Annotated in this window: 7 protein-coding genes; 3 read left to right on the forward strand and 4 right to left on the reverse strand. The window is 49.1% G+C overall.

The features are described 5' to 3' along the window. Positions 1 to 10: 10 nt before the first annotated feature. Positions 11 to 913 (reverse strand): DMT family transporter, encoded by a 903-nt coding sequence (locus GA520_RS26945; protein WP_163336973.1) that lies wholly within the window; start codon positions 911 to 913, stop codon positions 11 to 13. A gap of 242 nt (positions 914 to 1,155) precedes the next feature. On the opposite strand from GA520_RS26945, the gene GA520_RS26950 reads away from it, so the two are divergent. Together GA520_RS26950 and GA520_RS26955 are read left to right on the forward strand one after the other, a co-directional pair. Then, complete coding sequence (locus GA520_RS26950) at positions 1,156 to 1,629, forward strand: hypothetical protein (RefSeq protein WP_163336974.1); 474 nt, start codon at positions 1,156 to 1,158, stop codon at positions 1,627 to 1,629. Positions 1,630 to 1,691: 62 nt separating this feature from the next. Next, the gene (locus GA520_RS26955) at positions 1,692 to 5,903 is read left to right on the forward strand and encodes an acyl-CoA dehydratase activase (protein WP_163336975.1); all 4,212 of its coding nucleotides are present in this window, start codon (positions 1,692 to 1,694) and stop codon (positions 5,901 to 5,903) included. A 14-nt stretch (positions 5,904 to 5,917) separates the two neighbouring features. Here GA520_RS26955 and GA520_RS26960 read toward each other — a convergent pair whose 3' ends face one another. The 3 genes from GA520_RS26960 to bamA all read right to left on the reverse strand — a co-directional run bounded on the left by GA520_RS26960 (position 5,918) and on the right by bamA (position 13,504). After that, positions 5,918 to 7,036, reverse strand: a complete 1,119-nt coding sequence (locus tag GA520_RS26960; protein WP_163336976.1) for a glycerophosphodiester phosphodiesterase family protein — start codon at positions 7,034 to 7,036, stop codon at positions 5,918 to 5,920. Positions 7,037 to 7,146: 110 nt separating this feature from the next. Continuing rightward, on the reverse strand, positions 7,147 to 10,698 hold the full coding sequence (mfd, locus tag GA520_RS26965) for a transcription-repair coupling factor (RefSeq protein ID WP_163336977.1): 3,552 nt from the start codon (positions 10,696 to 10,698) through the stop codon (positions 7,147 to 7,149). 124 nt (positions 10,699 to 10,822) lie between these two features. Further along, complete coding sequence (gene bamA, locus GA520_RS26970; RefSeq protein WP_163336978.1) at positions 10,823 to 13,504, reverse strand: outer membrane protein assembly factor BamA; 2,682 nt, start codon at positions 13,502 to 13,504, stop codon at positions 10,823 to 10,825. 276 nt (positions 13,505 to 13,780) lie between these two features. On the opposite strand from bamA, the gene GA520_RS26975 reads away from it, so the two are divergent. Next, positions 13,781 to 14,515 (forward strand): ComF family protein, encoded by a 735-nt coding sequence (locus tag GA520_RS26975; protein ID WP_163336979.1) that lies wholly within the window; start codon positions 13,781 to 13,783, stop codon positions 14,513 to 14,515. Positions 14,516 to 15,092: the final 577 nt, after the last annotated feature.

Below are 15,092 nucleotides of genomic sequence, written 5' to 3' on the forward strand. Positions count from 1 at the left end.
TTTCTTTCATTTAAAGAGGTTTTTTAGGTCTGTCCTTCATCTGGCTGAGGTAGACCGCTCCCAGAATCAATGCCGCTGCCATAAGCTGTGGCTGCGAAAGCTGTTCTCCCAATATAATCCATCCAAGCAGGACACTGAAAACCGGTATCAGGTTCACAAACATGGCCGCTCTGGAAGCGGGTATGTGTTGTACCCCGAAATTATAGAGTCCGTAAGCACAGAGGGTTATTACTGCTCCCAGGTAGATGATCGCCAACCCGGGTATGATTGGGTAGCTGGTCGGCAGGTCTGTGGATGGCAGAAGCAGGAGAGGAAGATAGAACAGTGTTCCGATAAGTGCCTGGGTTGCTGTGAGAAAGAACGGTGAATACCTGGATGTGAGGCGCTTGAGCGAAATAGTGTATCCCGCGGCGCAGACCATGGCCAGAAATTCATAGAAGTTGCCCAGAATGGGATTTGGCGCATGAGAAGATGGTGTGGATTCCAGTGTCAGCCAACAGACACCGATCATGGCCACGATTCCTCCTGTCCAGGTTTTTCGGTTAATCGATTCTTTTAGAATAATACTCGCCGAGATGAGGACGAGGATAGGCAGGATGGCGGTGATAATACCTGCCTGGGAGGCTGTCGTATTCTCAATAGCCTTCGCCTCAAAGACAAAATAGAGGCAGGGCTCACAAAAAGCCATGAACAGAATGAGTTTGTAGTCCCCCTTTTGGTACATTACTGAACGGACGAGTCTCTTTCCCGCGCAAAGAAAACAGAGGCTGGCCACGACCATTCTGCCGAATATAACCACCATGGGATCATAGCCGGTAAAGGCGATTTTGAGAGCTACAAAGGAGCTCGACCAGAGCAGCATTGCCAGAAGGAGAGCTGCTATGGGGACTGAAGTTTTTTTTAGAAATGACATCGCGGTATGGCTTTTGCTCCGAAAGGTGGAAAGGGCAGTACGCTTTTTACGGATGAGGCTGGCCTGCTCCTTGTAGCACGATAGTTATGGTGTGGCAAGAACTGTAACCTGTTTACAGTATTGCTGAAATACTGGTGCGTTCAGACACAGAAGGACGTGTCAGAATGGATAGTACGTATTGATGAGCTTGACACGTGTCGATGAGAATGATATGTGTAAGAGATACATATCAGGGGGAAAACATGGCGAAAAAAGTGACTGTAAGTATACCGGACATGCTCCATGAAAAGATGGAGAAGTGGCGGGAATCATTTAATCTCTCGAAGATGTTTCAGGATGCTGTGGCGGAGGCAATCCAGAAAAAGGAAGACTTCCAGAAACGGATTCGGGAGGACCTGGATCTCAGCCAGATTGTTGAGAGGCTGCGTAATGAGAAGATGCAGTCGGAGGGTAATTTTTATGAGGTTGGTAAGCATGATGGCGTTACCTGGGCCCAAAGTGCCCACTACGATGATCTGGTATATGCCCTGGACTGGGATGATTACCAAAGTGCCACAAGCGATGAGCAGCTTGGTCATTATTTTTCCGAAAGACAAAGCCGAAACAGGATGATGGCGATCTCTCCTGAAGGGGGAAGCGAGTATTTTGTGGCTTACCTGAAAGGTTGGAAGAGTGGTGTGGAGCAGTTCTGGAGAGAAATACGCGATAAACTCTGACCCCTGCATGGTGATTTTTTCAACATGTACGACGGGGATGAATGGGTGGAGGAAACTATATCATGTCGTATAGACTGTTGGGGATTGATGTTGGTTCTGTTTCGGCGGGGCTGTGTGTGGTCGATGAAAACAGGAGTATACTCCAGAGTGAATACCTGTTTCATAATGGCGAAATCGAAAAGAGTATCGCAACTCTTATGCAGGGGCTTGACCTTGAGGCAATTGACAGGGTTGTAGCCACCGACTCAACACCTTCTCGGATTGATTACCAAAAGAAATACAATTCAGAGTTAAGCTATATAACGGCCGCACGATATCTGCATGCAGATGCTAGAGCGCTGCTGGTGGTAGGTGGGGAAAAATTCAGTTTGTCTCGTTTTGCCGATGACGGGCAATACCTTGGCAGCAGAACTAATACCTCTTGTGCCGCTGGAACCGGTAGTTTTCTCGACCAACAGGCAGCGCGACTGAAACTTGGTGGAATTGAGGAGTTAAGCCGGGTTGCTGCAAGAGCTGGTTCTGATTTCCCAAAAATTGCCTCAAGATGTGCCGTTTTCGCCAAGACGGATCTGATACATGCTCAACAGGAAGGGTATAGTCTCGAGGAAATAAGCGGTGGGCTGTGCTACGGTCTGGCCAGAAATATCGTTGATACCCTTTTCTCTGGTGATCTGAAGGTGAAAGGGAGGCTCCTTTTCTGTGGCGGAGTAGCAAAGAATAGGAGCGTAGTTGGTCATATCAGCTCACTCACCGGACTTGATATAGAGGTTCCTGAGCTCGGTCATGTATATGGCGCTTTGGGTGCTTGTCTGATGGACCTTGATGAAGGGGGAGGGCTAGAGGATGAGACTTCAAGGGGGACTATCTCAAAAATACTGACCGTAAGAAAGAAAGGTGCCAACGCTTACTATTATCCGCCGCTCACCCTGCGCCATTCAGAGTATCCTGATTTTACATGCCATGAACAGTATCAAGACAACAGTGCCAACCCGGTAGAAGTTGATATCTACAGACCGCTCGAAAGGGGGGACGTCCTGGATGTATGGCTGGGTGTAGATATCGGTTCCACTTCGACTAAAGCCGTGCTCATTGATCGTGATTCTGAAGTCCTAGTCGGTTTTTACACCAGGACAGCCGGGAGTCCGCTCAAGGCAGTCCAGGCAATTTTCAAACAGATAGATGCTATCCAGGAACGTGAAGATATACAGTTTCATGTTGTCAGGTGCGGTACTACTGGTTCCGGGCGAAAATTTATTGGCAAGATAGTCGGGGCAGACGGGGTGATCGATGAAATTACTGCTCATGCCCGGGCGGCCTGTCAGCTCAATCCTGAGGTTGATACTATTATAGAGATAGGCGGGCAGGATGCGAAATTCACCACACTCTCTGATGGCAGGGTTTCTTCTTCAACCATGAATACTGTTTGTGCCGCGGGCACCGGCTCATTTATAGAGGAACAGGCGACAAAACTTGGTTGCTCAATTACCGATTATGCCGAGAGGACGGCGGGAGTATGCGCTCCCATGGTGAGTGACAGATGTACTGTTTTTATGGAACGGGACATGAACCACTATCGCAGTGAGGGTTATAGTGTTGATGAAGTACTTGCTGCAGCCCTTCATGCGGTACGGGAAAATTACCTGTTGAAGGTAGCGACCGAAAAGCATATTGGCTCCACGGTACTGTTTCAGGGCGCGACAGCCAAAAACAGATCACTTGTGGCCGCATTTGAGCAGCGGCTTAATTGTCCCATCCTGGTTTCCAGGTTCTGCCATCTCACAGGTGCCCTTGGGACGGCCCTCATTGTCAAAGAGGAGCAGGGGGAGAGCTCCTTTGTTGGTTTTCAATTGTACAAAGAGCAAATTCCCCTGACAGGAGAAGTTTGTGATATCTGTACCAATCATTGCAAAATCAGTGTAGCGGAAGTTGGTGGCAACAAAGTCGCCTATGGTTTTTTGTGCGGTCGAGATTACGATACCAAGAGTTACGTTAAGGTAACGACTGGGGCTTTTGACCTTTTCAGAGAACGGAAAAAAGTAGAACGTTTTACGCTTGAGTCGTCCGGTAGTGGTCCTGTGATTGGCATTCCGGCTGCGGTGCATTTGATGGAAGACCTGCCTATGTGGCGGCATTTTTTCAATACCCTTGGTTTGCAAACGTACACCAGTGAAAGCTATGGTGATGCCATGAAAAATGGCAAGAACCTGACGGCGGCAGAATTTTGTGCGCCGGTCACTGCCCTACACGGCCATGTCACTCATTTGCTGGGCAAGGCGGATTATGTTTTCCTTCCTACTTATCTTGAAGAGAAGGCCAAAAATGTACGACGGCAGTACTGTTATTATACCCAATTCCTGCCGGCCCTTGCATCTGGTTTGAGCGGTGGGGCGGAGCAGCAATTGTTGCGTCCGGTGATCCGTTATCTATACACTTCCTTTCATACTAAAATGCAGTTGTATAGGATGCTCAACAAGATCGGCATGAATAAATGGAGTTTTCTCGATGTCTCCCAGGCATTCGATAAGGCCGTCTTTTTTAGGAAACAAAGCCGGGAATTACTTCAGCAGGTGATGGAGGAGCGGACTACACAATCAAAAGACATCAGCGTGGTGTATTTAGGAAGGCCGTATACTGTGCTGTCCACTGCAATGAACGGAACGATACCGGATATCTTCAACAGGCAGGGGGTGGACGGTTATTACCAGGATATGGTTCGCTATGAGGAGGGGGAGATTGCTCCTGTGCAACCGTTACTTGATGAATTGCATTGGCAACACGCTGTAAAGATCCTGGAGGTGGCCGAAGTTGTAGCCAAGCGGCAAGGGCTTTATCCGGTATTTCTTACTTCCTTTAAGTGTTCCCCTGATGCTTTTGCCCTTGAATATTTCAAGGCGGTCATGGACCGTCATCATAAACCGTATCTTGTCCTGCAACTCGATGAGCATGATTCAAGTGTCGGTTACGAGACCAGGATCGAGGCGGCCATTCGATCGTTTCGTAACCACTATGAGAAGAAAAGGGCGTTTTTGCCCGTGGACTATGCGCCGGTCAATCCCGATATTGCCAAAAATATGAACAGGCCTCATGTTGCCTTTCCGAATTACGATCGGATAACCTGTTCTCTGCTTGCTGGCGCACTTCGCAGGGAAGGCTACAACGCTCACCTGCTTAAAGAGACGGAGGGTACCATCAGGGAAAGTCTCAAGCATAACAGTGGTGAGTGTATTCCGCTTAATGCCATTGCCCAGGATTATATAAGCTGGATGGCTTCGAATGATATGGATCCGGGTGAGTGTGTTCTCTGGTTGAATAAATCGTCCCTGGCTTGCAATATCAGATTGTATCCACATCACATCAAGCAGATCCTCGCTTCAAGTGGCTATAAAGATGCAGGAATTTATGTTGGTCAACTCTCTTTTTCCGAGATATCAATTCGGGCAGCAACCAATGCCTATTTCGCTTTTATGCTTGGCGGAATGTTACGCCGGGTGGCCTGCAAGATCAGGCCGTATGAATTAAATGGGGGGGAAACCGACAGGGTGCTTGATAAAAGTGTCAGGATGCTGACGGACGCGTTTGCCGGAAAGCGTGATCGTGAGAAGGTGCTGCGAGAAATCCTCTCCAGGCTGGAGTGGATCGATACCGAGTATGTTCCGCGGCCCAAAGTCGCAATATTTGGAGATATGTACGTTCGGGATAACCGGGTGATGAACCAGGATCTTGTCCGCTATATAGAGGAAAGTGGTGGAGAGGTTATTACTACTCCTTACAGTGAATATGCCAAGATGATAGCACCTTCATACTTCAGGAAGTGGTTTAATGAGGGTAAATACTACGATTATCTGGCCAACAAGGCATTGCTGGCAACCATGTCACAACTCGAGAAAGGGTATTTGAAGATGTTTGCGGGGCTGTTGGGCGAACCTGAGTATGAATATGATGATGATCCGACGGAAATTCTCGCTCACTACGGTATAGTCCCGGAAAATACCGGGGAGTCGATGGATAATATCCTGAAAATTCATTACATCAAAAAACATCATCCGGATGTGTCGTTGTTTGTCCAGGCATCACCTGCGCTCTGCTGTCCATCGCTCATAACTGAAGCGATGGGTGAGCGAATCGAGAAAACCACCGGGGTTCCGGTGGTGTCTATCACCTATGACGGGACTGGAGGAGACAAAAACAGCGCTATCCTGCCTTACCTTAAGTATCCGAGGAGAAAGGAGCTGACAGCTGGTGACAAGAGCAGGCTGTTATCAAACACCTGGTAGTTGTCACCCTTGTATTACGGTAGTGGCTTGAGCGGAAAAATCGGCAGCTTGTGCCTGCGGTTTGCCTCTTCCTTTTGCTTTTGATGGAGGGAGAACTCCTTGTAAGCACTCGTGCTGACACCATCAAGGTTCAACGTAGTCAGGTAAAAATCATAGAGTGCTGCCAGGTCTTCTGCAAAGGTGGGCAGGGGTTCTGTTATATCATGGACATATCCGTAAACCGGGATGGCAAGTGCTCGGATATCATCAAGGAACTCAGTGTTTAGTGGCGCACCGGTCGGGTCGTGAAGCAGGGATGAATCCATTATGATACCGGATCCGTAGGAGCTGATCATGCGTGCCCCGAGTCGGGTGAACATCCAGGCCTGGTCGTAGTCCTGAAGAGGCTCTTTGTCAGTCTCTGTGGTGGCTGATTGACTGCCGATTTGCTGAATAAGTGGTATCGTAAAATTTAAACGAGGCAGCAATTCCTTACTTATTCGCTGGAGCTCGTCGGCATCCATGCTTTGCAGCAACAGGCCGGTGTTGACCTTATTATATCCGAACTTATTCAGTAAATTAAGGCAGAGACTGCTTATGTCGATGCCTTCATTCCGGTGATATCCCGGGTGAATAAGGTTTGGAGCAAGACCGATTTGCTTCGAAAAATGTTTTTCAAGATATTTGGCCAGAGCGAGATATTCCGCAAATGTGGCGATACCGGCCGAAATGTTGGTTGGTGCAGAAAAGTCACTAGTATCTTTTTTCCTGAGGAGCCGGATTTCATCCAGGGTGAAGTCTGTGCTTAGGAATCGACCGTCATCGCGGGCATGTTCCGGAAATTTCTCTGCCACATCCGTGCTTGGTCCAAGGTCAAGGGTGTGGTGAACGATCAGCTGGTGGTCCCTGGTGGCTACTATGTCAAATGAGATATATTCAACCTCGGTTCCGGCAGCAAGAACTAGTGCGGGAAGCGAGTTGGCGAGGGCACCTCTGGCACCACCCCTGGCAGCTATGATGGTTTTTTTCAGATCAACATCGTTACCATCATCTGTCGCAAAGGTTGAAATCGGCAACATGAGCAGCAGGGCCATGGATAACAGCAGGCTGGCGAGGATGATGCCGTAGTGGGGGCTTTGTCTATAGTGATTCATCAGAAACTCTGTTATGTTGTGATATGAGGTGGTTACGATAATCAGATCGTTATGCAGCGAGTGAGGTTTAATTTCCCGGGCTCTGTCGCGACAACCGTGAGAGGGCCGGGTTATTCGGTGGTCATGTTTTCCAACTGGTAAAGAGAGTCCTCCACGCAAGTAAAGGTCATTTCCACGGTGGGCATGGCGGTGGAGACCACCAGCCGCCCGTCCGGGGTGAGTTTTGACGGAGCCTTCCGTTTCCTGTTTGGTCCGCTTTGTAGATAGATCAGCAGTTTTTCAGGGGTGACAGGTGTGTCATCAAGAAAAGAGAAGACAAGGGTGTCCCGGCCTTTCTCAAGTTTCTGAATGCGCAGTGCCTTCAGCTTCTGCTTGAGGGCTACGACCCGGAACAGATTTTCTGTTTCCTCCGGCAGCGGTCCGTATCTGTCTTCGAGTTCCAGTCGTAAATCGTTATGTGCTTCTTCTGTGGAGTTGGTAAGAGCTGCTATGCGACGGTAGGTTACATAACGCTGGCTGATATCGAGCATATATTTTTCGGGTATATAAGCTGAAACCTGCAGGTTGATTTCGGGATCAAGATCTTCCTCCATGGTGAGATCTTCACCGTTTCGAGCGCGTGCCTTGAGGTCGGCCACCGTTTTCTGGAGTAAATCGAGATAGAGGTCATATCCGATTGCCGCGATATGGCCAGATTGGGATACGCCGAGCAGGTTGCCACCGCCTCTTATTTGCAGGTCATTCATTGCCAGCTTGAACCCACCGCCAAGTTCGTTGCAGTCCATAAGTGCGCGGAGCCTGTCTCGTGAATCCTTGCTCAGGCTGTCTATTGAGGGAACCAGGAGGTAGGCAAACGACTGAGTGGAAGAACGCCCGACACGACCTCGTAGTTGATAAATTTCGGCCAGACCCAGAAGGTCTGCGCGGTTAATGATAATGGTGTTGGCGGTAGGTATGTCAAGACCCGATTCAACAATAGTGGTGCAGACCAGTACGTCGACTTCGCGGTTGACGAACCGGACCATGATATCCTCAAGCTCTTTGCCGGCCATCTGGCCGTGGGCTATGGCTATTCGAGCATCCGGGACGAGTTTCTGGATGTCTGTAGCAACGGAATGAATCGACTTGACCCGGTTGTGAATAATAAAGACCTGACCCTTGCGGCGTAGTTCCCTGGTCACGGCTTCCTTGATGACCAGGTTGTCATAACGGGCGACAAATGTCTTGACTGGGCGCCTGTGTTCAGGTGGACTTGAAATTACAGAAAGATCCCGGATGCCCAGAAGAGACATTTGCAGGGTGCGGGGAATCGGCGTGGCCGTGAGAGTGAGGATGTCAACCTCGGCCCTCATCTTTTTGATTTTTTCCTTATGGGAAACCCCGAAGCGGTGTTCCTCGTCCACAATCAATAAGCCAAGATCCTTGAATTGCACGTCCTTCGACAGCAAACGATGGGTACCGATAAGGATATCGATTTTCCCGGCCTTTGCATCTTTAAGGATTGTTCTTTGCTGGCTGGTGGTGCGGAAACGGTTGATACATTCAATGGTAACCGGAAAACCGGCAAGCCTCTCCCGAAAGGTCTTTGTGTGCTGCTCAGCGAGTACAGTGGTGGGAACAAGAACGGCAACCTGCATGTTGTCTTCAACCACCTTGAAGGTTGCCCGAATGGCTACCTCGGTTTTGCCATAACCAACATCGCCGCAGACCAATCGGTCCATAGGCTGATCTGAGGTGAGATCAGAGATGACATCATTGATTGCCTGGTTCTGGCCGGAGGTCTCGTCAAACGGGAAAGACTCCTCAAGTTCAGAGAAGAGGCGCCCGGGGGTGGAGAACCTGCGACCTTTCTGCATTTCCCTCCTGGCGTAAATGTCGAGCAGTTCGTGGGCGACTTTCCATACCTCTTCCTTGACTTTGGCCTTGGTTATTTTCCAATTTTGGCCACCTAGCTTGTCAATTTTCGGTTGTCGATCTGAGAGGCCTTCATATTTCGAGATAAGATTCAAGCGGTCAACAGGCAGGTAGAGTCGATCACCGTCCCGGTACTCAATGAGCATGAAGTCATTGGTGACATTCTGGATGTCAATGGTTTTCAGGCCACAGTATATACCAAGTCCATGATCGCTGTGAACGACAATGTCACCTTCCTGTAATTCTGCGAAGCGGATTGGCTCCCCTTGCGTACGCTTATTCTTTTTTCGGCTGCCAAGGCGCATTTCACCAAACAACTCACTATCGGAGAGGAGGTGAAATTTTTGGTCTGTAAGTGAAAACCCTTCTGATAAAGGGTGGTTGCAGATCCATAGCCTATCAGCTGATTCAAACGCCAGTATGTTGCTAAGGTCAAGGGGTGGTTCAGTAAACACAACCTCGTGGTGATGTTGGTTCAAAAGTTCAGAGAGGTTACGGGTGTGGCGCTCTGATCGGCAGCAGAGTACAACTTTCTCGTCGTCATCCTGCCATTGCCTGATCTTCTCGCTAAGCGGCATGATGAGTCCGGTTTTGTTACGTTTCAGCGATATCTCCTGACGCAGGAGTTGGTGGCTTGTGGTGCGGATGGTAGTGTGCTCGTTCCCCTCGCTATTAAAATCGCTGATAAGGAGTTGTTTGCGTTGGTTTAAGGAGTTAAGCAGCCACTCTTGGTCGAGGAAGATGGTATCGGGCGGCAGGGCTGGTTGATTGAGTCCGGAGGCCTCGCGGTAATTGTTCTCTGTTCTTTCAAAAACCAGGTCCATGCTTTGATTGATCCCTTCTGGTTCAATCAGGATAAAGAGCATATCTTCCGGGAGATAGTCGAAGACCGATGACGTGGGTGTACTATTATCGCCATAAAAGAGGGGCAGGAAAAATTCCATCCCCGCAAATCTCCGGCCTGTTGCGATGCGATCTACCATTCTCGCCGTTTCATCTTCGGACCAATTGTCAGAGATTCCCTGCTTTTTAAAGCGGCGGGCTATGGATGCCTGTCGGTCGAGGTGGCGGTCAATTACAACATCATGAACAGGAAGAAGTACCGCTTCGGTAAGTTCGTCTGTTGAACGCTGGGTTATCGGGTTGAAAACCCTTAATGATTCGACCACATCCCCAAAGAAGTCGAGCCGGAGTGGACCATCGTGAACGGTGTCTTTTTCGGTGATAAAGGGAGGCGGGTAAATATCCAGGATACCACCGCGAACAGCGTAATCGCCCACCGACTGGACCAGGGATACCTGCTCGTACCCGAGTTTGGTAAGAGTGGTGATGAGCAGGTCGCGGTCACAGCTGTCTCCTGCCAATATCAATTCTGCTGCACTTGAAAGGATGTTGGCTGGGATGACCCTGCGCATCAGTGCTTCGATAGAGGTAACGACTGTTTTCTTGCCGGGGTGTTCGTGAAGATGATAGAGGGTTGAGAGTCGGGCTGCGGTCGTTTGCTGGTCAGGAGAGAGTGGAGTGTAGGCTGGTATCTCGTAACCAGGGTAAACAACAACCTGTTCCCCGGTAAAAAGGCGCAGGTCCTGCTCAAAGATGGGAACGAGGTGCTCATCAGGCAGGATGCAGCAGCAACTGCGTGAGGCTGAAAGCTGACCGCTCAGCCAGGCGGGGGCTGATCCTCGCAGTCCCGACACCCTGAGTACATTACTCTCTTCTAGCGTTTTCAGGTATTCTTTGACCATCATAAAAAAAGTGCCGGCGACACAATGTGACACCGGCAATATACATGCGTTATGTTTGTTGTATCAGGCGAGTTTGGTTTCCCAAAACGACTTCCTTTTACAAGAGCGATGAATCCAGAATGGGGCGTTAGAATGTACCACCAATGCTGAAATCGAAGACAGATGATTCTTCATCATCACGTGGATCGAGGTTGTACCCCCAGACGATGCTGATCGGACCCATGGGCGAAAACCAGCGGATACCAAGGCCGGTGGCCTTCTCATAGTCGTCAAAGCTCCAGTCGCCGATGATTGATTGGCCTGCATCAAAGAAAACGAGTCCCTGTATACCTTGTCCTTCAGCGATCGGGAAGATTATCTCGAAATTGGTGTACCACATCTTTTCGCCACCGATTCTTTCACCGGTTTCATCATCAATGGGGCTGACATCACCATACTCGAAACCGCGAATGGTTCTCATGCCTCCTAGATAGAAACGTTCATATACCGGTAATTTATCGGTCTCGTTTTCATCAACTTGTCCGAGGGCACCCTTGAAATGGAAAGTCGTTTTCCATACCAGTGGAAAATACCAGCTGGTTGATGCCTCATACTTGGTGAATTCAGCGTCACCACCCAGAGGTCCGCCGCCGTATTTGACGGAGAACTGGTGGCGGGAGCCTTCAGTTGCGCCAAAAAGTTTATCACGAGTGTCGCGTACTAGTGTGGCCTTGATAGCACTTGTGACATTAAGATCGACAGAATTCCTGATGATGTAAGACGCATCGTCGTCTACATCTGTCAGGTCAGTATCGGTGTAACTGTAGTTACCGTAAATTTTCCATTTCTCCCAGAGAGGGTAACCGACGCGAAGACCGCCACCCATGGAGTCCTTGGTGTAATCGTCGTATTCCCGTTCGGTATCGAACAGGTCAAGCCCCCAGCTGAGATCTGAGTCATTGACATGCGGGTTGGTGTAGGCGAGATTATAGCGGGAGCTGGAACCGCCAAGATTGGCACTGAGAGAGAGTTTGTCACCGCGGCCCAGGAAGTTGTTTTCAGAAATGGAACCCATGATGATCAAATCGTCAACAGAGGAATAGCCGGCACCGACAGAGAAGGTTCCGGTGGATCTCTCCTTGACATCGATGGCAATGTTCATGCGCGATGGGTCCATGGTTGGTTCCGGGGTGACATTAACCTCTTCAAAATACTGCAACCGTTGCAGTGCCTTGGAGGAGTCGCGCAATGCTTTTGAATTGAATACGCCGCCTTCAGCAATCCTGAGCTCTCTTCTTATGACGTTGTCCCGGGTTCGGTTGTTTCCTTTGATAGTGATGCGGTTCACGTAGACCAATTCGCCCTGGTCAATGTCAAAGGAGATATCGATCCGGCCACCGGAGCTGGATTTCTCCATCAGGGGTCGGACGTTGGCAAAGGCATATCCCTGTTCCGCATAATAGTCTGTGATCGACATCATGTCTTCGCGCAATACGGATCGGTTAAGATATTCCTGTTTGCGAATGGAGAGAAGGTTGAGCAGGGTTGTCTGGTCAGCTATGACATCGCCTTCAATTTTGACAGTTCCAACTTTGAAGCGGGGGCCCTCTTCAATAGAAAAGGTGATATACAGCCAATCCTCTTCCTGTCGTATCTGAGGTTCACCGATCTTGGTCTCAAGAAAACCATTGTTCTGGTAAAAGGTCACAATGCGGCCTGCATCCTGGCGGATTTTATCCATTTCCAGTAAGCCAGTGGCGGTCAGCCAGGAGAAGAAACCTTTTTCACCGGACTCGATTTCATCACGAAGCTCATCGTCGTCAAAGGTGGTGTTGCCCTCAAAACTGATCTCTTTAATGTAGACCTTGGAACCTTCATCAATAGTATATTCAATGACGGCACCCTCGTCAGTAGGATAGGAGATATCTGTTGTAACCTGGGTATTGTAAAACCCCTTTGACTTGTAGAGTTCAAGGATCGCCTCTTTGCCAGCATCTATCTTGGCCGGGTTAAGAGTGAAGTGTTCACGGATATTCGCCGCACCTCTTACGTCTTCTTCGCCTACTTCATCGGCGCCGGTGAAGGTGACGGAGGCAATGACTGGTTTTTCTACTACAGTAAATATGATGTCCTTTCCCTGGGGTCCGTCAGTCACGTCGATCTGGACATCATTAAAGTAACCCATTGAGTAAATGGCTTTTAAGTCTTCACGAAGGGTTGCCTGGTTGTATGAGCCTCCAGCCTTGCTGGAGATTTTTCTCAAGATGGCACCGGAGTCGATACGTTTGTTCCCCTTGGGCGAGATGGAGGCGATACGGAACTCCCGGCCGGTATAGGCCAGGATATCGAGGAGTATACCTTCTATGGCAGTGGGAAGATCTTCAATGGATTCCGCTTTGCGGAAAAAATATTGTGGACTTGAAGGTGCCAGCAGGTCGAAAACCTTCATGTCTACACTAAGTTGTGAGCCAATCATAGTGAGGCTGCCCGCTGCAACGTTTTCAAAACCGGTGAGCCTGGCAACATCCTGGAGCAGCTTGGGTGGGGGAGGCCAGCTTCCGGTGTAGTCAGCAATCGTTTCAGCCTGATTCCGTGCCACAGGCAACAGGTCGTGCTGTGAAAGTGCATCGAGCAGTGCCACGTCCGCCATGGAGGTAATGCGTTCATTATCTTTAAAGCTGTTGATTTTCAGGGGAAGAAAAGCGGTGTTCTGTTCTGCAGCTGTTGCTGTGACCGGCCCCGTCATGAGGAGCAGAAAGAGGGCGCAGACGAGCGGTGCAGAGAACCTGTGTTGATGGAACAGGGACTGAACTTTTCTGTGAAAAATCATGAGGAAATCCTTTGTGTTATTGATGTGGCACGATCGAAGCCGGGTTGCCGGATGATCCTTGCAAGCCCGGTGAATTAGTGTTAATGGATTGATTTCGCATTGAAAATTGAACTCATGACCGGCGATTACAGGCCGCCGGGAAAACCCAGACCATTATGCCATGTTTAGTTGAAAATGCAAAGACCGCAAATGGGTAACAGGTGAAAAAGATATGAGTTAACCCTTCTTGAGAAAAGGTAATTTTGATGTGTGCCAGTAAAGATGAGGACAGAAGTGATGAAGCGAATCGTTCCGTGGCGGGCACTCGTAGATTTAGTGCTGCCGGATATCTGCAGAGTATGCGGAGTTACGGTAAATACAAGAGATGGATTACATGGCATTTGTGACACCTGCCTTGACCAGGTGAAGTACAGGGGGAAAGATGGTTGCAGGAGGTGTGGTATCGCTTATGTCGGACATGTGGATTCCAACCATCTCTGCGGTACATGTCTTACACGGCCCCCGTCGTATCACGGAGCTACATCTGTATGCGACTATGCAGAGCCGGTACGTGGGCTTCTTCACCGCTTAAAATATCAATCCGATACCAGTGTACTTCCGTCACTTGCAACGATTGTTAATCGGTCAGAATGGGCTGACCCTGCCAGATTTGACTGGATAATACCGGTTCCGCTTTATATCGGCCGTTTACGATCCCGGGGGTACAACCAGGCTGTGCTCCTGGCCCGTCTTCTATTTGGAAATAGAAATGAGCGCCTCAACACGTTTCTGCTACAACGTGTCAGGGAGACGGCACCACAGGCCGGTCTGGATGGGGGAGAGAGGAGGAGGAATCTGCGTGGTGCATTTTCCGTCGAGCGGTCGGAACTCCTTGTGGGGCGGTGTATTTGCCTGGTTGATGATGTCCTTACTACAGGTGCGACGGCCAATGCATGTAGTACTGTACTGTTGAAGGCCGGTGTTTGTTCGGTGGAGGTGGTGACCATGGCAGGTGTACGGGTTAAAAGGTGAAAGTATAGGTGGATGTCAATAAGTATTTTAAGAAAAAATTATAAAAAATTTAAATTTACCGAATGCCGTGCAAGCGCTTGAAATACGGTGTTCTTCGTAATGATGTGCAGATATATTGAGTAAAATTTAGAAAAATTGAATATAAGATCGTTTGGTCGTGTTCAATAAAATAATTAAATTGTGGAAAAAGTCCAAACATTTTTATTAACGCCCTTATTTGACGACCATTAATTGTGCTATAGCAGAACCCACGTTTTTATTGGCCTGCGACTCGTCATGTTCATCGGATGCAGGTGTAGTGGGGCTTTGCGGACTCGTGAAGTAACCTTCTGCCTTAATAAGAAAATTTGGGCTCACGGTCGTTGACGGGATGCATGCTGACGGAGTAATCAAGAACACGTGAACGACAAGCCGGGGGGCTGCGTTCCTAATCTCACTTTTGTTATTATTACTTATTCAATAGAGATGTTGTTCCCGTTAAGAATGGGAAACATCAACGATGGAATTGTGTCCGGATGATGTAATTCTGTCTTAAATGAACCGCAATCAGCTCATTCTGATGAAAGCAGGACCGTTT

The organism is Desulfopila sp. IMCC35008 (assembly GCF_010646885.2).
Lineage (GTDB): Bacteria > Desulfobacterota > Desulfobulbia > Desulfobulbales > Desulfocapsaceae > Desulfopila.